This is a genomic window from Celeribacter marinus, from assembly GCF_001308265.1.
Classification (GTDB): Bacteria; Pseudomonadota; Alphaproteobacteria; order Rhodobacterales; family Rhodobacteraceae; genus Celeribacter; species Celeribacter marinus.
Genome location: NZ_CP012023.1, coordinates 2096799 through 2118295, shown reverse-complemented (window position 1 = coordinate 2118295; position 21497 = coordinate 2096799). Strand labels below are relative to the sequence as shown.

Sequence of the window (21497 nt, the reverse complement as noted above, 5' to 3'; positions counted from 1 at the left end):
GGATCATTTGGGCGATTTATCCGTCTTTGACAAAAGAAAACCGCCCCGAAGGGCGGCATTCCATTGTGTGTGGTTTGGGGTGCGATCTAGCTCTGGTTGTAGATGCTGTTTCCAATCAAATCCTCGACAACGCTTGGGTCTGCGAGGGTTGAGATGTCGCCCATGCTGCCTGTGTCGTTTTCGGCGATTTTGCGTAGGATGCGGCGCATGATTTTGCCGGAGCGGGTTTTGGGCAGGCCAGGGGCCCACTGGATAAAATCAGGCTTTGCAATCGGGCCGATTTCGGTGCGCACCCAGACCTCGAGTTCCTTTTTGAGCGCATCACTTGGCTCTTGGTCATTCATCAAAGTGACATAGGCGTAGATGCCTTGGCCTTTGATTTCATGGGGATATCCGACCACGGCGGCCTCAGCCACGGCGGCGTGGGCGACGAGTGCGCTTTCGACTTCGGCGGTGCCCATGCGGTGGCCCGACACGTTGATCACATCGTCGACGCGCCCCGTGATCCAGTAGTAGCCATCGGCGTCACGGCGACAGCCATCGCCCGAGAAATAGTAGCCTTTGTACTGTTGGAAATAGGTTTCTTGGAACCGCTCGTGATCGCCCCAAACGGTGCGCATCTGGCCGGGCCATGAGTCCTTGAGGCACAACACGCCCTCGGCCTCGGTGGTGGTGATTTCTTCGCCGCTTGTAGCGTCCAAAATCACCGGCTGTACGCCAAAGAACGGCAAGGTCGCAGAGCCGGGTTTGGTGGCCACAGCGCCCGGAAGTGGCGCCAAAAGATGCCCGCCTGTTTCGGTCTGCCACCAGGTGTCGACGATCGGGGCGCGCCCCTTGCCGACCACGTCATTGTACCAATTCCACGCCTCTGGATTGATCGGCTCGCCCACGGTGCCGAGCACTTTAATGGACGACAGGTCGTATTTTTCCACGGGCGCATTGCCGTGGGCCATCAGCGCACGCAACGCCGTGGGCGCGGTGTAGAACTGGTTCACCTTGTGCTTTTCACAGACCTGCCAGAACCGGCCCGCATCGGGGTAGGTTGGCACGCCCTCGAACATCACGGTGGTGGCGCCGTTCGCCAGCGGGCCGTAGATGATGTAGCTGTGACCCGTGACCCAACCGACATCGGCGGTGCACCAAAACACATCGCCGTCATGGTAATCAAAGACGTATTTATGCGTCAGTGCCGCGTAGGTCAGATAGCCGCCCGAGGTGTGGACCACGCCCTTTGGCTTGCCGGTCGAGCCGGAGGTGTAGAGCACGAAGAGCGGATCTTCGGCGTTCATCGGACGGGGCGGGCACTCGGGGCTTGCGTGCTCCATCAGGTATTTGACGTCGACATCGCGACCTTGGACCCATGAGGTCTGCTCGCCGGTGTGTTTGACCACGAGGCAGCGCACTTTGTCGGAGCAGTGCAACAGGGCGGCATCGGTGTTTGATTTGAGCGGGGTGGAGCGGCCACCGCGCGGGGCGTGGTCGGCGGTGATCACCACCTTTGCGCCACTGTCGTTGATGCGGTTGGCCAGCGCGTCTGGGGAAAAGCCAGCAAATACAATGGAATGGATTGCGCCGATACGCGCACAGGCCAGCATGGCATAGGCGGCCTCGGGGATCATCGGCAGGTAGATTACCACGCGGTCGCCGCGCATCACGCCCTGAGACAACAGCACGTTGGCAAAGCGGTTGACCTTGTCAGACAGCTCTTTGTAGGTGATGTGCTGAGCGGGGGTCTCGGGATCGTCCGGCTCGAAAATGATCGCGGTTTGCAGTGAGCGCTTGGGCAAATGGCGGTCGATACAGTTGGCCGAGACGTTGAGCACGCCGTCCGAATACCACTGGATATCCACGCGGCCGAAATCGAATGTGGTGTTTTTGACTTGGGTATAGGGCGTGATCCAATCAAGCGTCTTGCCCATCTCCCCCCAAAATCCCACAGGATCAGACACAGAGCGCGCATACATCTCATCATACCCCGCACGATCAATATGCGCAGACGCCGTAAAGGCCGGTGAGGGGGCGTAGGATTTAGGTGTCATGGTTTTCCTCCCAAAAAAGCAAAGGCCCGCACCTCAAAAAGATGCGGGCAGCCCCCGCAACGCTGCGGGTCGCGGGGGCCGTAGATATATTAGATCGCAAGATATTCGGCGCGTAGCGCCTCATTTTCAAGGACTTCTTTTGCACTGCCATCATAGACAACCGTGCCTGTGTCGAGGATGACCGCGCGGTCCGCGAGATTGAGCGCGCGCACGGCGTTTTGCTCAACCAGAACCGTGGTGATCCCTTGGGCTTTAATGATGCGCAGGGTCTTTTCGATCTCGTCGACGATCACGGGGGCGAGGCCCTCATAGGGTTCGTCGAGCAACAACACTTTGATGTCGCGGGCCAGCGCGCGGGCGATCGCGAGCATCTGTTGCTCACCGCCCGAGAGCGTCACACCCTCTTGTTTGCGCCGCTCGCGCAGGCGCGGGAACAAGTCGTACAGACGATCAAGTGACCACCCAACGGGTTCCACGATTTGCGCCAGTTGCAGGTTTTCCTCGACCGTCAGGCCCGGAATGATGCGGCGATCCTCGGGGACCAGAGCGATACCCTGAACCGCGGCCTCATAGGACTTCATCTCGTGAATGCGCTTGTGATCGAGCCAGATCTCGCCGTGGGTGACTTGTGGCTCATCCAGACGGGCGAGCGCGCGCAAGGTCGAGGTTTTGCCCGCGCCATTGCGGCCCAAAAGGGCAAGGATTTCGCCCTCATGGATGTTGAAGGTCACGCCTTGCACGATGTAGCTTTCACCGTAGTAGGCGTGAATGTCCCAAGCTGAAAAGAACGCAGGTGCGGTTTCGGCGTGGTTGGCGTTCGGGTTGAACTGTTTTTCTGCCATGTGTCCGCTCCTTAGACCTCTTGTGTCTCGCCCAAATAGGCTTCTTTAACCTTCGGGTTGCCTTTGATGTTGTCGGGCGTGTCCTCGACGAGGGGGGTGCCCTGCGCCAGAACGGTGATGCGATCCGCCAGTGAGAACACAACGTGCATGTCGTGTTCGATAATGGCAATTGTGATATCGCGTTCTTCCTTAATCTGCTTGAGCAGAGCGATGGTGTTGTTGGTATCCGCGCGCGCCATGCCCGCCGTTGGCTCGTCGAGCAACAGCAGTTTTGGCTCTTGGACCAGACACATCGCAATCTCAAGACGCCGCTTGTCGCCGCGAGACATGGCCGAGGCGAGCATATTGGTCTTTTCCAACATGCCGACTTCGCTCAACATTTTTTCTGCCTTTTCAATCAGATCGCGCTCAGATGCCATGTTAATCATGGCGTGCATCCGAAAGGCGCCGTCTCGTTTGGCAAAACACGGGATCATCATGTTTTCCATCACCGACAGATCCGCAAAGATCTCTGGGGTTTGGAACACACGACTAATGCCCATTTGGTTAATTTCGTGCGGGCTACGTCCCAGAACGGATTGGCCGTCAAACATGACCGAACCCGTATCAGGGATGAGTTTGCCAACAAGACAGTTGAGCAAGGTGGATTTGCCTGCACCGTTTGGGCCGATGATGGCGTGAACAGTGTTTTCCTGGACGGAGAGATTGACGTCTCCGAGGGCTTGTAGACCCCCGAACCGTTTCCCCACGCCTTTGACTTCAAGAATTCCCATGGTGAGCGCTCCTTAAACGACGTGTTTGCTAGGGTCGGGGTGATGTTCGGGATCGGGATCATCGTATTTGTCCCGCTTCTTATTGCCCCTTTTGAGGCGGTCGGAGACGCGTTTGAGGCCTTCGACCAGACCACCGGGAAGGAAGGTCACAACCAGCATGAACGTCACGCCGAGGGTGAGGTGCCAGCCCTCGCCAGTGAAGCGGGCAAACACCCAGACCACGACCTCTTCGATACCGTCAGGCAACCAGTGGAACCAAGAGTGCAAAACGCTCTCGTTGATTTTGGAGAAGATGTTTTCGAGATATTTGATCACACCTGCGCCAAGAACCGGACCCATCAATGTGCCAGCCCCACCAAGAATGGTCATGATGACAACCTCACCAGAGGCGGTCCACAGCATACGGTCGGCACCGGCAAGCGGGTCCATTGCAGCCAGCAGACCACCGGCAAGACCGGCGTACATGCCAGAGATGACAAAGGCCGCAAGCGTATAGGGTTTGGGATCAAGGCCCGTGAACTTCATCCGGTTCTGGTTGGATTTGACCGCCCGTAGCATCATGCCAAAGGGCGAGCGGAAAATGCGGATCGCCATGTAAAAGGCGATGATCGCGATGACCGCACAAAAATAGTAGCCCACGGAAAAGGTAAAGACGCGGCCCAATGCTTCGAGTTTGTAGGTCGAATTCATCGCCAAACCGAACAGGTTGGTGACGGGAAGCGAGCCAGACTGAGCCGCGCCATCTAGAATGCGTGGATCGTCGAGCGACAGTTGCAGACCCGTTTCGCCGTTGGTGATGGGGGTCAGCACCGAGTAGGCCATTTTGTAGCACATCTGTGCAAAGGCCAGTGTGAGGATCGAAAAGTAGATGCCCGAGCGGCGCAAGGAGACATATCCAATGGCCAGAGCAAACAGGCCCGATACAACCATGGCAAGCAAGATGCCGGGGATGACGTTCATGGTGAGCAGTTTGAACATCCAGACCGCAGAGTAGGAGCCGATGCCGAGAAACGCGGCGTGGCCAAAGCTGAGGTAGCCGGTGAGGCCGAACAGGATGTTGAAGCCTACGGCAAAGATGCCGAAAATGGCGACCTTTTGCATGAGGTCAGGATAGCCGCCGTTGAACTGGGCGAGGCCCGATCCTTCGGCGAAGGGCTGCATCAAGAACGGCGTGAGCATGGTCAACGCAATTACAATCAGCAGGAACTTTGAGTCAGTTTTATTGAGTCCGAGCATTTGATTAGTCCTCCATCACGCCTTTTTTGCCCATTAGACCGCGCGGACGGGTCAACAGGATGACAATGGCGACGACGTAGATGATGATCTGGTCGATACCGGGGATGATCGATTTAACCTCGTTCATCGAGGCAAAGCTTTCGAGTACGCCGAGCAAGAAGCCCGCAGCAACAGCACCGGGCAACGAGCCCATGCCACCAACAACCACGACAACAAACGACAACACGAGGAAGTCCATGCCCATGTGATAGTTGGGCGACAGCACAGGCGCATACATCACGCCCGCTGTGCCTGCCACGGCGGCGGCAAGGCCGAACATAAAGGTAAAGCGGCGGTCGATGTTGATGCCCAAGAGGCCGACAGTTTCGCGGTCTGCCATGCCTGCGCGCACCACCATCCCGAAGGTGGTGAACCGCAGGAATGAGAACACCGCGCTGATGACGACAGCGGCAAACATAAAGTAGACCAGACGCCAGTAGGGGTAGACGATACGGTTGGCTTCGAACCCGAGCAGCGCGCCGAAATCATACGAGCCTTTGAAGGCTTCGGGGGCGGGGGTCGAGATCGGGTTGGCACCGTAAAAATACTTGATCACTTCTTGAAGCACGATAGCCAAACCAAAGGTCACGAGGATCTGGTCGGCGTGGGGGCGCTTGTAGAAGTGTTTGATGAGACCCCGCTCCATGATGTAGCCCACGGCAATCATGATCGGGATAGAGAACAAAATCGCCAGTGGCACCGACCAGTCAATGAGCCAATGGCCCATCTCGGGACCAAACCACGCCTCAACGTAGGGTGTTTTGATCACGGCGGGATTGCCGAGAAAGTCGGTCTTTGTCGGGTCAATCGTCTCGAACGAGATTGAGAAAATGCGCGACAGTGTAACAGCACAAAAGGCGCCGATCATGAAAATTGCCCCGTGGGCAAAGTTCACAACACCGAGCGTGCCGAAAATGAGGGTAAGCCCAAGTGCTATGAGCGCGTAAGCCGAGCCCTTATCAAGCCCGTTGAGCAATTGCGAAAGGATCGTCTCCATTGTCCCACCTTAGGTTGTGGTTATGCTTTGGCATGCGACCCCCGTGGTCCGCGATCCGGTGAGATGCGCGGGGAGGGGGAACCGAAGACGCCAATGCGGCGCCCTCGATCGTTTCATGTGCGTGAAATGGCGCGCCAGTCACCCGTTTGGTGACATCGGCGCGCCGAAGTGTTGGCAGATTAGCCTGCGTTACACTCGCCCAATGCGCCACCGGCGAACATGGGGTGGTCGACATCGTATGTGACCTGAGCTGCTGGTGTGACTTCGACCACTTCGAGAAGGTCGAACTCGGACGTTGGGTTCTCTTTACCGCGCACAACCAGAACGTCTTTGAAGCACTGGTGATCGCCTGCACGGTAGAGGGTTGGACCGTTGCCCAAACCGTCGAACTGGAAGTCCTCAAGCGCTTCGCCAACCGCACATGGGTTGAACGATCCAGCACGTGCCACTGCATCTGCGTACAGAAGCGTCTGACAGTATACGGTGTGTGCCGCCTGCGAGGGTGGGAAGCCGTATTTGGTGCCGAAGGATTTAACGAAGGCTTTGGAGCCCTCATCCTGAAGCGACCAGTGCCAGTTTGTCGAGCCGTGAATGCCCTTAACGTTTGCACCAGCACCACGTGCCATGAGGCGCGAGTAGAGCGGAACAACGATTTCGAAGTTCTTGCCGTTGACCATCTTGTCACGCAGGCCGAACTGAACGGCGTTGGTGAGCGAGTTGACCATGTCCCCACCGTAGTGGTTGAGCACGAGCACATCTGCATCTGTTTGCAAGATGGGCGTGATGTAGGACGAGAAGTCACCAGCGCCAAGCGGGGTGCGGACCTTGTTGACAGTCTCCCAGCCCATGGCTTCGGTTGCGGCGGCAATCGACTCTTCTTGTGTCCAACCCCATGAGTAGTCAGCGGTCAGGTGGTACGCTTTACGGTCGGTGCCGTAGAGGTTTTTGAGCACAGGTGCCAGAGCAGCTGCGGACATGTAAGCGTTAAAGAAGTGACGGAAGCCGTTGGCTTTCTTATCTTTACCCGTGGTGTCGTTGGAGTGGGTAAGGCCGGCCATAAAGATCACGCCAGCTTCCTGACATAGACCCTGAACAGCAATCGCCACGCCCGAGGACGAGCCGCCCGTGATCATCACGGCGCCGTCTTTTTCGATCATGGATTTTGCGGATGCGCGGGCAGCGTCAGATTTAGTCTGTGTATCGCCTGTGACGAACTCGACCTTCTTGCCCATGATGCCGTTACCTTCGAGCACTTTGGAGCTGAAAGTATTCATCATGCCGCCGTCGCCGCCACCGTTGAGGTGCTCAACAGCAAGCTCGTATGCGCGCAGCTCGTCCGCACCCTCATCGGCGTATGCGCCAGACTGGGGAACGTTAAAGCCGAGCGTGACGGAGCCGCCAGTCGGTTCGTTGGTGAACGCCATCGCGCCAGAGGTAAAGATCGTCGGCAAAGCGAGACCTGCACCTGTGACGGCACCGGTCTTGAGCAGACCGCGACGTGTGAAGTTGGATGTGGACATATTTATCCTCCCTATAAGTTTATTCCGACCTGATCGCCTCCTCCGCGCTCAGATCGTCGCCTGTCTTTATTCGCACAAGACGCGTTAACAGGATGTCACGAGTATGGGGGTGGAGACGAAAATTTCTCAACAAGTCACTCTTGCTAAATGATTTTTTTGTTAACGTTTACACAATACGGTGGTATGCAGTGTAAAGAATTTATCGGCGGGGTGCGGCATTCTCTGGATGCAGTCGCAGAAAGGCGCTGAAAACGTTGGGAATAATGAGGGACTAAAATGCCGCGTTCGACACTGACAGGCAGCCGCATCCGCGAGCGCCGCACCCTTAAGGGGCTCAAGCAAGCCGATTTGGCGCGCAGTGTGGGGATTTCACCCGCCTATCTTAATCTGATCGAGCATAACCGCCGTAGAATCGGTGGAAAACTCCTTGTTGATCTGGCGCGTGAGCTGGACGCTGATCTGATTGCCCTGTCGCAAGGGGCGCAGGCACCCTTGGTTGAGGGGTTGCGCGCGGCGGCGGGTGAGGCGGGCGAGGCGCGTGATCCCGCTGAGGTCGACCGTGTTGAGGATTTCGCGGACCGCTTTCCGGGTTGGGCGGGTTTGGTGACGCAGCAACGCGACCACATCGGCGCATTGGAGCGCCGTGTCGAGGCGCTCAATGACCGTTTGGCTCATGACCCCTATTTGAGTGATGCCCTGCATGACTTGTTGTCGTCTGTCACGGCGGTGCGCTCCACGGCGGGAATTTTAAATGCGGGGGACGATATCGATCCTGAATGGCGGGTACGCTTTCACCGCAATATCTATGAGGACAGTCAGCGCCTTGCGGATGGCGCGCAGTCGCTTGTCACCTATCTGGACACCATTGGATCGGCCCAAGAGGGGCTATCAACGCCGCTCGATGAGGTAGAGGCATGGCTCGCCGCGCAGTCTTATGCGCTTGGGGACGAGACGAGCGCGGAGACGCACACGGATACGCGCCATGCGCCGCTCAAAACCCTTGCGGCCCAGACCCTAGCACAAGACTGGCAGGCCAAGGCCGCACGCGATGCCCAAGCAATGCCTTTGGCGCAAGTGGATGCGGTTTTGGCGCAACACGGCCCTGATCCGTCCGCGTTGGCACGCGCGGCCAATATGCCGCTTGATGCCGCGATGCGCCGCCTTGCGGCATTGCCACCCGCAGATCATCGCCCGCCTGTTGGTCTGGCGCGCTGCGATGGGTCGGGGACGCTCACCTTTCGCAAGCCGCTTGACGGATTTGCCTTGCCGCGCTTTGGGGCGGCCTGTCCGCTATGGCCGCTCTATCAGGCGCTCTTGCGGCCAACCGTGCCAGTTCGGCGTGTGATCGAGGCACAAGGGCAACCGGCCCGCCGCTTCGTCGCTTATGCTATTTGTCAGCCAGTTCAGGCGCTAGAGTTCGACGCGCCGCAAATTGTCGAGGCCACAATGATGATTGTGCCTTTGGAGCACGCGGGGCGCACGGTGCCGTCCGCTGAGGCATCAGGGGACGCATTGGGGGTTGGATCGACCTGTCGCGTCTGTGCGCGCGCCGCCTGTGCTGCGCGCCGTGAGCCGTCTTTGGTCATGGTTGACCATACGTAAGGGTGTGGGTTTGCCCCCAAAAGACGGCCAAGCCTTTTGACTCGCGCCGTTTGAGCGGTGATAAGGGAGGGGACCAAGGGGAGAGGGTTACAGCATGGGCAAACGCGTTCTGCTCATTGAAGACGAGCCGAACATCATCGAAGCTATCCGATTCATCTTGTCGCGAGACGGATGGACCGTCGAGACGCATTCTGATGGTGGCACGGCTGTTGTCGCGGTCGAGTCCAAGCGGCCAGACATTATCATCCTCGACGTTATGCTCCCCAATAAATCAGGCTTTGACATCCTGCGCGAGTTGCGGGGCATGGACGCCCATAAATCCCGCCCCATTTTGATGCTCACCGCGCGCGGTCAGAAAAAGGACCGTGAGTTGGCCGAAGCCTCGGGTGTGTCGGTCTTTATGACCAAGCCGTTTTCCAACGCCGACATGTTGGAGGCCGTTCGGACGTTAGCCGCAGATACACAGGCTCAGGCGGTTGAGTCGGTTGAGCATGGCGCGATCAGACATGGCGATGCCTGACACCCGCCTGTCCGATCTCGCGCCGGGTGAACGCCGCACACCGCTCTATCTGGCGCGCGCGTCCTACCGACAGCGGCGTTGGATCGATGCGCAACGGCTTTTGCCGGTTTTGCTTTTTGCACTGTATATGTTGCCCTTGCTATGGGGCGGGGGTGAGACGGGGGAACCTGTCGGCCACGGGGGGCGTTCCGTTGTCTATGTCTTTGCCATTTGGGGATTGGCGATCGTTGGCAGTGTCGCGTTCGCAATTGCGATGCAGCGCAAAGTGCCCCGTGAGGGCCGCACGGGTGCGCCGCTTGATCCCGATCACAGCGCGGAGGGGTAGCGGTGCTCTCGTTCAACCTTCTGGTTCTGGTCTGTCTCGCCTATGCATCGCTGTTGTTTTTTGTTGCATTTTGGGCGGAAAAACGCGCTGAGCGCGGCCGTTTGGGGTGGTTGCGCTCTCCCGTGGTCTACACGCTCTCACTGTCGATCTATTGTACCGCGTGGACGTTTTACGGTGCGGTGGGCTATGCGGCGCGATCCGGCCTTGAGTTTGTGACGATCTATGTGGGTCCGAGCCTTGTGATGATCGGATGGTGGTGGGTGCTGCGCAAATTGGTGCGCATTGGCCGTACACAGCGCATCACCTCGATTGCCGATCTCATTTCCTCACGCTTTGGCAAGTCCAACACGCTGGGTGTGCTTGTCACCTTGCTCGCGGTGATCGGCACCACGCCTTATATTGCGCTGCAACTTCAATCTGTTGCGCTGTCATTCGCGGTCTTTGGCCTCAATGATCCTCAGGCGATGGTCGTCCCCGATTTGAACAAAACAGCAGTTTGGGTGGCCGGTGGTCTGACGTTGTTCACAATCTTGTTCGGCACGCGCAACCTAGATGCCAACGAGCGTCACCACGGTGTTGTCACCGCCATTGCGTTGGAGGCCGTGGTGAAATTTGTGGCCTTGGTCGCGGTGGGGGTGTTCGTTGTGTGGGGTGTGGGCGGCGGTCTGGGGGAGACACTCGCGCGCATCGACGCCTCGCCGATTGCGCAACAATCGATAAACGGCACGCGGTGGGTGACGCTCACGCTGTTGGCTGCGGCTGCGTTTTTGACCCTGCCGCGCATGTTTCAGGTTCTGGTTGTCGAGAACTCTGAAGAAAGCCATTTGTTCACCGCTGGATGGGCGTTTCCGCTCTATCTGTTTGGTATGTCGCTGTTCGTGATCCCGATTGCGGTGACGGGGCTTGCGGTGCTACCCGAGGGGGCGAATCCCGATATGTTCGTGCTCACGATCCCTCTTAACTATGACAAGCAAGCCCTTGCTGCACTTAGCTTTTTAGGTGGGTTTTCGTCGGCGACATCGATGGTTATTGTCGCCGCAATCGCCTTGTCGACGATGGTGTCCAACCACATCGTTATGCCGATTTGGCTGTCGAGCCGCAAAGACGGTGCGACCGTTTCGGGGGATGTGCGTTCGGTTGTGTTGCTGGCGCGGCGCATCTCCATCGCGGGCGTGCTTGGCCTTGGCTATTTGTATTTCCATATCTCGGGCGGCTCGGAGGCCTTGGCCGCGATTGGTATGATCTCGTTTACGGGCGTGGCACAGGTGTTGCCGGCTTTAATCGGCGGCGTGTTTTGGCGCGGGGCCACGCGGGTCGGCGCGATTGCGGGCATTGTGACGGGATTTGTGATCTGGGCCTACACGATGTTTTTGCCCTCGTTCGGGGCAGCGGCCGGATTTACCGAGGCCTTTATGGCCAGTGGGCCGTTCGATCTGGCGTGGTTGCGCCCGCAAGCGTTGTTTGGCGTCACGGGGGCCGATCCGGTTGTGCATGCTGTCGTGTGGTCGATTGCGCTCAACGCACTTGCCTTTGTGATCGGCTCTTTGGTGTCGTTCCCGCGTCCCGTCGAGCGCTTGCAAGGCGCGCAATTCGTCAATGTGTTCGAGCATACAGGTGCGGCGCGGCGCTGGTCTGAAGGGGTTGCCGAGGCCGAGGATCTCTTGATGATGGCGCAACGCATCGTTGGGTCGGCAGAGGCGCAAAAGCTGTTTCAGATCGAGGCCGAGGCCCAAGGAAAACAGGGGTATCTGCCCGATGTGACGCCCGCATTCCTGGAGCGGTTGGAGCGCGAACTCGCGGGCTCGGTTGGCGCGGCCACGGCGCACGCCATGCTTGGTCAGTTGGTGGGCGGCTCGATCGTGTCAGTTGAGGATTTGATGGCGGTGGCGGATGAAGCGGCGCAGATCATGGAGTACTCAAGTCAGTTAGAGGCCAAGTCCTCCGAACTCGCCCGCACCGCGCGCCAATTGCGTGAAGCCAACGAGAAACTCACGGCGCTCTCGATCCAAAAGGACGCGTTTTTGAGCCAGATTAGCCACGAATTGCGCACGCCCATGACCTCGATCCGCGCGTTTTCCGAGATTTTGCGCGATAGCGGTGATGTGGGGGCGGGGGATGTCGGCGCAGATGTCGGCATGGACGCCGAAAGCCTAAAGCGGTTTTCGGGAATCATCCATGACGAGGCCCAGCGTCTGACGCGGCTGCTTGATGACCTGTTGGACCTGTCGGTGTTGGAAAACGGACAGGTGACTTTGAACTGGGCGCGTACCAATTTGCACGATGTCATCGCGCGCGCGGTTCAGGCGACCACGCATGGCGGTATGAATACGGAGCTGATCGTGCACCGCGCCGAGCTGAGCGAGCATATCGCGATTGATACCGATCCCGACCGCCTCGCACAGGTGTTTATCAACTTGATCACCAATGCGCGCAAATACTGTGACGCGCGCAACCCCGCCTTGCATATCACCGCAACACGGGTGGGGCGTGACCAGTTGCAAATCGATTTCGTCGACAACGGCTCAGGCATTCCGAGTGACAAACAGGCGATGATTTTTGAAAAGTTCTCGCGTCTCACCGATCAGGCTAAAGCGGGCGGTGCGGGCCTTGGCTTGGCGATTTGTCGTGAGATTATGCACAATCTTGGCGGTACGATTAGCTATTTGCCCGGACAGGGTGGGGCGGCGTTTCGCCTAAAACTGCCACGTGTGCGGCGCGGTGCGGGACACGTCACGTAGCAATTGATTAATCTTATTTAGCGAGACAGGTGGAATTCGGATCTGAATCAAGGTTTTGTTTACCTCGATAGGGCAAAATCAAGATCAATCAGGAATGAAGTGCGCATGTCAGACGAGGATGTCATTACAGCTCTTAGGCGGAAAACCGGTGCGGGACGCCCCCCACCGGAAGTTCAACCTATGTCTGCGACAAAGGCATTGCGCGTAGGATTTGCCAAAGCCGCCGAAGAGGCGATGGAGTTGGTGTTTCAGGTTCAACAGGTCGAGGAACGGCGCCAATCGGTGTCGGTCCTCACGCAAAGCCTGCCCGAGAATGCGCTTTTGGCCCTTTTGGAGGGGCCAGCCGATCAGTTCGGGTTGATGGTGTTTGATCATGTGACCACGGCCTCTGTTGTCGAGCAAATGACAACCGGAGCGGTTTTGCCCATGGCTCCCGAGGAGCGGCAGCCCTCAACCACGGATGCGGTGATGTGCTCGGACTTGATCGACCGGATGATTGAGGAATTCGAGGAACAGATCGCGCAGGCTCCCAATCCGCCAAAGGTGGACGGATTTCGTTATGCCGCGCGCCTCCAAGAGAAACGATCCATCGCCCTTGCCTTTGACGATGTGCCGTACCGGTGTTTCTACATCACCGTGACCGTTGGCCGTGTGGCGCGCGAAAGCACCATTGTGTTGATCTTTCCCTATGATGCGCCACCGCCCAAACGGGTCAAAGGCGAGGAAAGCGCGTGGGGCAAAGAGTTCAAAGATGTGGTGATGGGCACCCATGTCACTCTTGATACCGTGCTGCATGAAATAACGCTTTCGCTCAGCGAGGTGGCGTCATGGGACGTAGGCACATTGATCCCGATTCCGCGCGAGGCGCTATCACGCGTTGAAATCCGTGCCCAAGATGGCCGCAAGGTGAGCCGTGGCCGTATTGGCCAAATTGGGGGCGCACGCGCGGTGCGCATTGATTTGACGCCCGAGGACACGTCTGACGGCGTTCTTGACGGGCGGGCCCTTGATCTTGGTGGTGCGGGCCTTGGCTCTATGGAGGGGCTTGCAGGAATGGCCTTAGGTGGCGGATCAGATTTGCCGCCACTGGGTGATTTGGGCGGCATGGCTGATTTGGGCAGCGGGGGCGATTTGGACTTTCCTGACCTGCCTGACCTGCCTGATTTAGACGGGTTCCCCGCGATGGAAGATCTGCCGCCGCTCGAGAGTGGGGATGACTTTGACGGGTTAGGCGATTTGCCGCCGCTGGGTGATTTCGCCGATTTGGGTGATTTGCCAGATATTTAACGGGTTCTGCCTCGCTAGATAGGTCTACGCCCGCGTGTGTCACGCGGCCCTGTTGATGTGAATCAAGGCTCCAATTTCCGTTTCATGCCATCGTGTTTTCCATAGGAGGACAGCGCATGAAAAGCCTAGATCAAAGACGCGAGCAACTGCTCATGCGGCGCACCGAACTTGACGCGCGTCTGCACGAGATTGATGACGAGTTGGAGACCCACCAATCCAAAGATTGGGCAGAGTTGGCCACCGAACGGGAGGGCGACGAAGTGCTCGAGGGCATGGGGCGCGCCGGACAGACCGAGCTTGTGCTGATTGCTGCCGCTCTCGCGCGCATTGATGCGGGGGAATACGGATTTTGTGGCAAGTGCGGCGAGGCCATTGGCGAAGAGCGCCTTGATCTGTTGCCCTACACCCCCTTTTGCCGCAGCTGCGCCTCCTGATCCGAGGGGCGCGCAATCGCTTCACCGTGTGTCACACTGAACGGGAAGCCACACCTTAAAGATGGAGGATAATCATGACCAAGCGAACAGATGCCGAAATCGACAAGATTGTTGATGACCTCGTAGGCGACCACGATGTGGCCGAGAAACTCAAAACCAAACTTCATGGCGGGCCGGATGTCGCGCGCGTTGTGTTTGTTAAGGCGCGTGAAAACGCCACGGACGGGGACGACGACATGTGGGACAACATGCCGGTTTGATCTGGCCTGCGTGGCGCACGATCCGTTGACATGCCCGCGCGGAGACCCCCGTGCAAAAAGGAGCTTAACATGGCTTTTGAAGCCCTCAAAATCCAAATCTATATGATCCTCGACGAAATTGCGCAGCGCCCTGCGGATCGTCATATCTTACAAGAGCAATTGCGCGAAAAGTTGTCTGAGCTGTCCAACCTTGGCTTGCCATTGCCCGCCGATCTTGTGCGTTTGGAGGCTGATCTGGAAAAATCGAGTGCGGATAGCGTGTATCCCAAACCCGCTCAAAACGAGACATAAAGCCCTTTATCAACACAACCTTGCCTTTGGCGTGCTCAGCGGGCAAAACGAAGGGGCAAGTTTTGTTGGGGGTCGACGCAGGTATGACGACAAATGCACAGGCGGCAAGCGCGGTATTGCGTGTAGACGGCTCGATTGCCACAATTGTGTTGTCGCAGCCGCCCGCGAATGCGTTGGGCGATACCATGCGCGCCGAGATATTCGCCCACATCGAAGCCGCCGAAGCGGACCCGTCCGTGACGGCGATCGTGTTGGCCGCGCGCGGGCGCGCCTTTTCCAAGGGTATCAGTGACGCAGATCTTGATCGGCCGCAATCTTTCCCTGATATCAATGTCTTGTGTGACCGTGTTGAGACCTGTGCAAAGCCCGTGGTGGCGGCGCTTTCGGGGGCTGTTGTGTCCGAAGGGGCCGCGTTGGCCTTGGCCGCGCATTGCCGCGTTATGGACGATTCTGCGCGCATTGCCGTGCCCGATGTGACCTTTGCCCTCGTGCCCTCTGGAGGCCTCACACAGCGTTTGCCGCGTTTGGTCGGGGTCGAGGCGGGTTTGGCCATTTTGCTGTCTGGGCGCGTGATTGGCCCGCAAGCGGCGCTCAAAATGGGGCTTGTCGATAAAATCGAGATGAATCGAGTGCGCGTGGCGGCGATGAAACTCGCGTCTGAAAAGGCACAGACGGGGGATGCGCCGCGCCAGACCCGCGCCATAGATACCATTTTTGACCATGGGGCCGCGGGCCGTGCGGCGATTGCGGCGGCGCGCGCACAGACCAGCGGGCGCACATTCGCAGGCAAACGGATTATTGATTGTGTCGAGGCGGCAATGTTGTTGCCGTTCGAGGGGGGCGTGTGGCGCGAAGAGACCGAGCGCGCCGATACCTTGGCCGCCCCGCAAAGTGCCGCCTTGCGTCATGCACATATGAGCGAACGCCGTGCCGTGCGCCCGCGCGGGTTCGTGACCGATGATGCGCGCGATGTCAAAGCGCTTGGCCTGTCGGGGGCATCTACCCTTGCGCTTGGTCTGTGCCTGATTGCGCTTGATCATGGGGTGTCTGTCCGCTTTTTGGCGCCAACGGCCGAGGTTGCCAAAGCCATGCTTGCAACGGTGAACAAGGCCTACGAGGCCGCCGAGGCCAAGGGACAGATGACAGCCGATCAAAAGCATGACCGGCTTGAGGCGTTTTTTGTCAGCGCGGATCCTGCCTGTTTCGACGATTGCGATGCGGTGATTGAGGCCACAACGGGGTCGTTGGATGCGCGTGTGGCGGCGTTGGTCGCGGTCGAGGCCGCCCTTGCGCCGGATATGCCATTGGCCACAGTATCAGATCGCGCACTGGCGCAAATGGCGGGACGATTGACGCATCCGCAGCGGTTTTGCGCCGCGCATGTCTTTGCCCCTGCACAGGTGATCCGTTTGGTGGAACTGGGCCGCGCCCCGCTCTCAGCATCTGCGAGCCTTGCGACATTTCACGCGCTGTTCACGCGTTTGGGTAAACGGGTTGTGACGGTTGAGGCCGAGGACGGGTTTGTGGCCAACAGGCTCGAAGCGGCGGGGCTTCAGGCCGTTGATATCTGTTTGCTGCTTGGGGCACGCCCTGCGCAAATTGATGCGGCATTGCGCCGTTTCGGGTTTTCTATCGGGCCATGTGCCATGATGGACCGCATTGGTCTGCGCCACTTTGGCGGCACTGTTGCACAGGCGTTGGATGCGGCGGGCCTTGCGGAGCGCTCAGGGCGCGGGTTCTTTGACGCGGATGGATCGGATGCGCAGGCCGTTGAGGTGCTTGAGATGCTGCGCGAGGCGGGCGATATCGAGGCTGCGACAGTCACAGAGGCCGAGATCGTCAAACGTGTTGTGTTGGCCCAAGCGAATGCAGGCGCGCAGGCGTTGGAGCGCGGTGTTGTGGCGCGGCCGCTGGAGATCGACGTTATCATGATGCTTGGCAAAGGGTTCCCGCGTCATCAGGGCGGGCCTATGCAATGGGCGGGTCAAATGACAGCGCTACAGGCCGAGACTGCGCTCAAGCAGTATGCGCAATTCGCGCCACAGATTTGGACCCCTGCGTCACTTTGGCATGATTTGGTCAAAACTGGCGAGACGTTCGAAACGCTCAATAAATCTGGCTAAAACACCGCTTTTTGGGCGGTTTTTCACGATGATTGCGCGCTTTGGCGGATGTCTCTCGTATGGCGGTCCCATATCAATTTAACTTTCGTTATGCCCCTTGATCGAAATCAAGGTTGGCGTCTGGCGCGTGGCCTATCCATGAGACCGAGCGCAGGGACCACGTCAACAGTCAGACGGTGGATCTTGCATTCCTCCCGCGAACGTTCCTTCCGATTGTTCGCGTCGTATTCAGTCCTTTGTGCGTGGGCTGTTTACTGTACTGGCGCCCGAGGGTTTATGCGTTTCTCCCCGGGCGCCATTTTTTTATCACCAGATTTGGCAAAGCTGTGCAGGGTTGCGAACGGGGCTTGCCGCCGCGCCCATTGCCGCCGCCTGTTTGTGCGCTAAAGTGATCGGTAAGGGAGATTTTGCCGTGACACATGATGCGACCGAGACGTTTGATCCGAATGCAATTTGCGAAACTGCGTTGGCGTGGCACCGTGCGGGGACGGGGGCCGTCCTTGCCACCGTGATCGAGACGTGGGGCAGCGCGCCGCGCCCCGTGGGGAGTCAATTGGCAATCTCGAGTGCGGGCGACATGGTGGGCTCGGTGTCTGGCGGCTGTGTCGAGGGCGCGGTGATCACCGAGGCCCTTGACCTGATCGCGGCACCCGCGATGAAGATTTTGGAATTTGGCGTGGCCGACGAGGATGCGTTTGCGGTCGGTCTGGCATGTGGCGGCACCATCCGTGTGCTGTTGGAGCCTGTCGGTGCGATTATGCCCGAGGATGTATTGGCGCAGATTGTGGCGTCTCGCGCGGCGCGTGATCCGGTCGCCTATGTGGTGAACCTGTCGACCGGAGCGCGCCATATTGCGGGCACGGACGCCTTTGCCCAACGCTTTGCGACCGATCGTTCTGGCGTTGAGCCGGACGGCGAGACATTTGTGGCGGTGCACAACCCGCCCGTGCGTCTGGCAGTCATTGGTGCGGTGCATATTGCCCAAGCCTTGCTCCCGATGGCGAGAATAGCAGGGTTTGACGTGCATTTGATCGATCCGCGCGGCGCGTTTGCCTCTGGATTGCGGTTTCCCGGCGAAGAGATCAGCGATGAGTGGCCCGATGCGGCGCTTGACGCCTATGGATTGGACGCGCGCACGGCGGTGGTGACGCTGAGCCATGATCCCAAACTGGACGACCCTGCGGTGATACGTGCGCTGACGTCAGAGGCGTTTTATGTAGGCGCGCTCGGATCGACGCGCACCCACGCAAAACGTGTGGCGCGATTGCATGAGGCGGGGCTGAGTTCGGATGACATTGCGCGGCTGCACGCGCCGGTTGGGTTAAAGATCAAGGCACAATCGCCCGCCGAAATCGCCGTGTCGATCCTTGCGCAGATCATTGCGGTGATGCGCGGCGCATAAACGGGTGGTGAAACGCTTTACGGAACAGGCCAATTCGTGGTCTGCTCCATTCGAGATATAAGGGAGGGCGCGGCATGGTGATGCTCACGCTAAAGATTAACGGACACGACAGAACACAAGAGGTCGAGGGGCGCACGCTTTTGGTCGACTTTTTACGCGGTGGCGGCTTAACAGGCACGCATGTCGGATGTGAAACGAGCCAGTGCGGGGCGTGCACCGTGCATATGAACGGCGCCCCTGTGAAAGCCTGTTCGGTCTTTGCGCTTGAGGCCGAGGGCGCGGATGTCACAACGATTGAGGGCATGGCGCAGCAGGGTGAGGCGGGCGACGATCTGTCCGTGATCCAAGCCGCGTTCAAGGAACACCACGGGTTGCAATGCGGGTTTTGCACGCCGGGCATGATTATGTCGGCTGCGGCGCTTCTCAAAGACGTGGCACAGCCGACCGAGGCGCAGATTCGCAGCCATCTTGAGGGCAATATCTGCCGCTGTACCGGCTATCATAACATCGTCAAGGCGATCATGGCCGCAAGTGGCCAAGATGTGTCCAGCGTCGCGGCACAGTAGGAAGGGCGCACAATGTATAACTTTGATTTGATCCGGCCCGCCTCGTTGAAGGATGCGATTGCAGCACTCCAGGAAGAAGACGCACAGGCGTTAGGCGGGGGGCAAACGTTGATCCCGACCCTCAAAGCGCGACTGGCGATGCCATCTACGTTGGTCTGTTTGTCCGGCCTGTCCGAAATAGTGGGCATTTGCGAGGGCGATGACGGGCGGGTGTGTATTGGCGGCGCAACCACACATGCGCAGATCGCGCGAGACGAAACACAGGTTCCGGCATTGGCTGCCTTAGCTGGCCAGATCGGGGATGCGGCTGTTCGCACGCGCGGCACCATCGGGGGTTCGGTCGCCAACAATGATCCGTCCGCATGCTATCCTGCGGCTGTTTTGGCCTGTGGGGCCGAAGTCGTTACGCCCACACGGGGCATTGCCGCCGATGATTTCTTTCAAGGGCTGTTCGAGACGGCGTTGACGGACGGCGAGATTATCACCGAGGTGCGGTTCCCTGTGCCGACCCGCGCGGCCTATGCCAAGTTTGAACAACCGGCCTCGCGTTTTGCGCTTGTCGGGGTGTTTGTGGCCGATTTTGATGGAGAGGTCCGTGTGGCGGTTACGGGGGCGAGTGGCAACGGCGTGTTCCGGTGGTCCGAGGCCGAAGCGGCCTTGTCTCGCGCGTTTTCGCCCAACGCGCTTGATGGTTTACAGGTTGATCCTGATGGCATGTTGTCGGACCCGCATGGCGCCGCAGATTACCGCGCGCATTTGATCGGTGTGATGACACGGCGCGCGGTCGAGATGGCGCGCGCATAAGGAGACTTGCCTCTCGTTTGATGGGGGGCGATTCTCCCACCGCACCAATGAAAAACCCCCGAAACCGTGAGGCTTCGGGGGTACCCTGTCAGACTCGGCGTCTGGTGCTGCGGGCCGTTTGTCGGCCCTGCGGCGTGTTTATTTCGGAAGAGGGCCGATCATCATGATCATCTGGCGACCTTCCATTTTCGGCATGTTTTCTATCTTGCCGATCTCTTTGGTGTCTTCTGCAACGCGCTCAAGCAGGTTGCGACCCAAGTCCTGGTGCGCCATTTCGCGGCCACGAAAACGCATGGTGATTTTCACCTTGTCGCCGCCTTCCAAGAACTTGACGACACTGCGCATCTTCACACCGTAATCGTGAGTGTCCGTGTTGGGACGGAACTTTACCTCTTTGACTTCAATGATCTTTTGGTTCTTGCGAGCTTCGGATTCACGCTTTTGCTGTTCATATTTGAACTTGCCATAATCCATGATTTTACACACGGGTGGCTCGGCATTTGGTGAAATTTCAACAAGGTCGAGATCGGCATCAACGGCCATTTCCATGGCACGCTGTGGCGTTACAACGCCTACGTTCTCTCCATCTGCGCCGATGAGGCGAATTTCCGGTGACCGAATATTTTCATTGATACGAGGACCGGTTTCTCTGGTCGGCGGGGCTCTGTGTGGACGGCGGGCTATGACACGCTCCTATGTGTGGTTTCTTATAATCTTCGCGCGAAACTAGGGCGAATGGGCGCGGCTTACAACCGTAATTTCCGGGACGGGGTGAGCGGGGTCCCGCGGGGCGGTAAACTTGCCACAAAGTCCTCTTTTCTTTGCGGGTGCAGCATGGCATAGGATGGTTAAGAAAGAGACACTTTCTTGTAGTTCTATACGCCTATTAGTTTCTGGGGATCACACATGACCAATCGTTTCGTTACTGGTGCACTTATTACGGGCCTCGCGTTCGGCCTTTCCGCATGTAAAGAGGACGTCAAAGACGCCGCTGATGCAGCAACATCCGCCGTTGAAACGGCTACGGATGCCGCGACAGAGGCCGCTACTGATGTTGCTGGCGCTGTTTCAGAGGTTGCAACAGATACAGTTGATGCCGCAGCTGGCGTTGCTGAAGAGGCCGTTGAGGCAGCGGGTGAGGCCGCTGATGCAGCAGCTGATGCCGCAACATCCGTTGTCGAGGGCGCCGTTGAGGCCGTTGAAGGTGCTGCAGATGCAGCAACCGATATGGCAACTGACGCGGTTGATGCCGCCACCGATGCTGCAACTGCAGTGACCGAGGGCGCAACTGACGCCGCCGCCGACATGACCGAAGCCGCCACCGACATGGCAACTGAGGCAACAGACGCCGCGACAGATGCGACCGAAGCTGCGACAGACGCCGCAACAGATGCAGCAGACGCCGCAGCAGACGCCGCGACACAAGCAACAGACGCTGCCACCGATATGGCAACTGACGCTGTAGAGGCTGCGCAAGAGGCGATGCCTGCGATGTCCATGGACGCGATGAAAGAGCTTTTGACGGTTGACGGGTTCGACCTTGATAAAGTCACATCGATGCTTCAGGCCGCCCCCCTTGCGGAAGATGCAAAAGCGACCGTGATCAACGCACTTGGCCGTGCCAAAGATAGCCCCGAGCTTCTTGGTGCTGTGCTTGAGCGTGTTCGTGGCCTGTTGGGCATGTAAGCCAAGTCGCTGA

General features: G+C 58.5%; 20 protein-coding genes. 13 read left to right on the top strand and 7 right to left on the bottom strand.

Features of this window, described 5'->3' with window-relative positions; genetic code table 11:
* Positions 1-86: 86 nt before the first annotated feature.
* The 6 genes from acs to IMCC12053_RS10600 form a co-directional block, all read right to left on the bottom strand.
* A complete protein-coding gene (gene acs / locus IMCC12053_RS10625) occupies positions 87-2039 on the bottom strand; it encodes an acetate--CoA ligase (RefSeq protein WP_062218869.1) in 1953 nt (650 codons plus the stop codon).
* Between the two features lie 89 nt (positions 2040-2128).
* Positions 2129-2881 (bottom strand): ABC transporter ATP-binding protein, encoded by a 753-nt coding sequence (locus IMCC12053_RS10620; protein ID WP_062218867.1) that lies wholly within the window; start codon positions 2879-2881, stop codon positions 2129-2131.
* 11 nt (positions 2882-2892) lie between these two features.
* Positions 2893-3654 carry an ABC transporter ATP-binding protein gene (locus IMCC12053_RS10615; RefSeq protein WP_062218865.1) on the bottom strand — a complete coding sequence of 254 codons (762 nt, stop codon included), beginning with the start codon at positions 3652-3654 and terminating at the stop codon, positions 2893-2895.
* A gap of 12 nt (positions 3655-3666) precedes the next feature.
* Complete coding sequence (locus IMCC12053_RS10610) at positions 3667-4890, bottom strand: branched-chain amino acid ABC transporter permease (protein ID WP_062218863.1); 1224 nt, start codon at positions 4888-4890, stop codon at positions 3667-3669.
* A gap of 4 nt (positions 4891-4894) precedes the next feature.
* Positions 4895-5926 (bottom strand): branched-chain amino acid ABC transporter permease, encoded by a 1032-nt coding sequence (locus tag IMCC12053_RS10605; RefSeq protein WP_062218861.1) that lies wholly within the window; start codon positions 5924-5926, stop codon positions 4895-4897.
* Between the two features lie 179 nt (positions 5927-6105).
* Complete coding sequence (locus IMCC12053_RS10600) at positions 6106-7446, bottom strand: substrate-binding protein (RefSeq protein WP_062218859.1); 1341 nt, start codon at positions 7444-7446, stop codon at positions 6106-6108.
* Positions 7447-7722: 276 nt separating this feature from the next.
* Here IMCC12053_RS10600 and IMCC12053_RS10595 point away from each other — a divergent pair, with 276 nt between their 5' ends.
* The 12 genes from IMCC12053_RS10595 (at position 7723) to IMCC12053_RS10540 (ending at position 19798) form a co-directional block, all read left to right on the top strand.
* Entirely contained in the window at positions 7723-9048 is a 1326-nt protein-coding gene (locus IMCC12053_RS10595) for an XRE family transcriptional regulator (RefSeq protein WP_062218857.1), read from the top strand.
* Between the two features lie 94 nt (positions 9049-9142).
* On the top strand, positions 9143-9568 hold the full coding sequence (locus IMCC12053_RS10590) for a response regulator transcription factor (RefSeq protein WP_062218854.1): 426 nt from the start codon (positions 9143-9145) through the stop codon (positions 9566-9568).
* Entirely contained in the window at positions 9555-9893 is a 339-nt protein-coding gene (locus IMCC12053_RS10585; protein WP_236852418.1) for a hypothetical protein, read from the top strand. The genes IMCC12053_RS10590 and IMCC12053_RS10585 overlap by 14 nt, the downstream gene beginning before the upstream one ends.
* A gap of 2 nt (positions 9894-9895) precedes the next feature.
* Positions 9896-12631 (top strand): ATP-binding protein, encoded by a 2736-nt coding sequence (locus IMCC12053_RS10580; protein WP_062218852.1) that lies wholly within the window; start codon positions 9896-9898, stop codon positions 12629-12631.
* 105 nt (positions 12632-12736) lie between these two features.
* A complete protein-coding gene (locus IMCC12053_RS10575; protein WP_062218850.1) occupies positions 12737-13918 on the top strand; it encodes a FliM/FliN family flagellar motor switch protein in 1182 nt (393 codons plus the stop codon).
* A 116-nt stretch (positions 13919-14034) separates the two neighbouring features.
* A complete protein-coding gene (locus IMCC12053_RS10570) occupies positions 14035-14352 on the top strand; it encodes a TraR/DksA family transcriptional regulator (RefSeq protein ID WP_062218848.1) in 318 nt (105 codons plus the stop codon).
* Positions 14353-14426: 74 nt separating this feature from the next.
* Positions 14427-14612, top strand: coding sequence for a hypothetical protein (locus IMCC12053_RS10565; protein ID WP_062218846.1), 186 nt, complete (start codon positions 14427-14429; stop codon positions 14610-14612).
* Positions 14613-14681: 69 nt separating this feature from the next.
* Complete coding sequence (locus tag IMCC12053_RS10560) at positions 14682-14903, top strand: hypothetical protein (RefSeq protein WP_062218844.1); 222 nt, start codon at positions 14682-14684, stop codon at positions 14901-14903.
* An 83-nt stretch (positions 14904-14986) separates the two neighbouring features.
* Complete coding sequence (locus IMCC12053_RS10555; RefSeq protein WP_143090038.1) at positions 14987-17026, top strand: enoyl-CoA hydratase-related protein; 2040 nt, start codon at positions 14987-14989, stop codon at positions 17024-17026.
* Between the two features lie 412 nt (positions 17027-17438).
* Positions 17439-18428 carry an XdhC family protein gene (locus tag IMCC12053_RS10550; protein ID WP_062221208.1) on the top strand — a complete coding sequence of 330 codons (990 nt, stop codon included), beginning with the start codon at positions 17439-17441 and terminating at the stop codon, positions 18426-18428.
* Positions 18429-18502: 74 nt separating this feature from the next.
* The gene (locus IMCC12053_RS10545) at positions 18503-18994 is read left to right on the top strand and encodes a (2Fe-2S)-binding protein (RefSeq protein ID WP_062218841.1); all 492 of its coding nucleotides are present in this window, start codon (positions 18503-18505) and stop codon (positions 18992-18994) included.
* 12 nt (positions 18995-19006) lie between these two features.
* Positions 19007-19798, top strand: coding sequence for an FAD binding domain-containing protein (locus IMCC12053_RS10540; protein ID WP_062218839.1), 792 nt, complete (start codon positions 19007-19009; stop codon positions 19796-19798).
* 138 nt (positions 19799-19936) lie between these two features.
* On the opposite strand, the gene infC is transcribed toward IMCC12053_RS10540, so the two are convergent.
* Entirely contained in the window at positions 19937-20431 is a 495-nt protein-coding gene (infC, locus tag IMCC12053_RS10535; protein WP_335337327.1) for a translation initiation factor IF-3, read from the bottom strand.
* Between the two features lie 273 nt (positions 20432-20704).
* On the opposite strand from infC, the gene IMCC12053_RS10530 reads away from it, so the two are divergent.
* Positions 20705-21484: a hypothetical protein gene (locus IMCC12053_RS10530; RefSeq protein ID WP_062218834.1), complete on the top strand. Its 780-nt coding sequence runs from the start codon at positions 20705-20707 to the stop codon at positions 21482-21484.
* The last annotated feature ends 13 nt before the right edge of the window (positions 21485-21497 follow it).

Coding starts and splice junctions, on each gene's coding strand:
- IMCC12053_RS10585 (WP_236852418.1), top strand. CDS start 9,555: ATGGCGATGCCTGACACCCGCCTGTCCGATCTCGCGCCGGGTGAACGC.
- IMCC12053_RS10600 (WP_062218859.1), bottom strand. CDS start 7,446: ATGTCCACATCCAACTTCACACGTCGCGGTCTGCTCAAGACCGGTGCC.
- IMCC12053_RS10595 (WP_062218857.1), top strand. CDS start 7,723: ATGCCGCGTTCGACACTGACAGGCAGCCGCATCCGCGAGCGCCGCACC.
- IMCC12053_RS10565 (WP_062218846.1), top strand. CDS start 14,427: ATGACCAAGCGAACAGATGCCGAAATCGACAAGATTGTTGATGACCTC.
- IMCC12053_RS10530 (WP_062218834.1), top strand. CDS start 20,705: ATGACCAATCGTTTCGTTACTGGTGCACTTATTACGGGCCTCGCGTTC.
- IMCC12053_RS10570 (WP_062218848.1), top strand. CDS start 14,035: ATGAAAAGCCTAGATCAAAGACGCGAGCAACTGCTCATGCGGCGCACC.
- IMCC12053_RS10555 (WP_143090038.1), top strand. CDS start 14,987: ATGACGACAAATGCACAGGCGGCAAGCGCGGTATTGCGTGTAGACGGC.
- IMCC12053_RS10545 (WP_062218841.1), top strand. CDS start 18,503: ATGGTGATGCTCACGCTAAAGATTAACGGACACGACAGAACACAAGAG.
- IMCC12053_RS10620 (WP_062218867.1), bottom strand. CDS start 2,881: ATGGCAGAAAAACAGTTCAACCCGAACGCCAACCACGCCGAAACCGCA.
- IMCC12053_RS10615 (WP_062218865.1), bottom strand. CDS start 3,654: ATGGGAATTCTTGAAGTCAAAGGCGTGGGGAAACGGTTCGGGGGTCTA.
- IMCC12053_RS10610 (WP_062218863.1), bottom strand. CDS start 4,890: ATGCTCGGACTCAATAAAACTGACTCAAAGTTCCTGCTGATTGTAATT.
- IMCC12053_RS10560 (WP_062218844.1), top strand. CDS start 14,682: ATGGCTTTTGAAGCCCTCAAAATCCAAATCTATATGATCCTCGACGAA.
- IMCC12053_RS10605 (WP_062218861.1), bottom strand. CDS start 5,926: ATGGAGACGATCCTTTCGCAATTGCTCAACGGGCTTGATAAGGGCTCG.
- IMCC12053_RS10590 (WP_062218854.1), top strand. CDS start 9,143: ATGGGCAAACGCGTTCTGCTCATTGAAGACGAGCCGAACATCATCGAA.
- IMCC12053_RS10575 (WP_062218850.1), top strand. CDS start 12,737: ATGTCAGACGAGGATGTCATTACAGCTCTTAGGCGGAAAACCGGTGCG.
- IMCC12053_RS10540 (WP_062218839.1), top strand. CDS start 19,007: ATGTATAACTTTGATTTGATCCGGCCCGCCTCGTTGAAGGATGCGATT.
- acs (WP_062218869.1), bottom strand. CDS start 2,039: ATGACACCTAAATCCTACGCCCCCTCACCGGCCTTTACGGCGTCTGCG.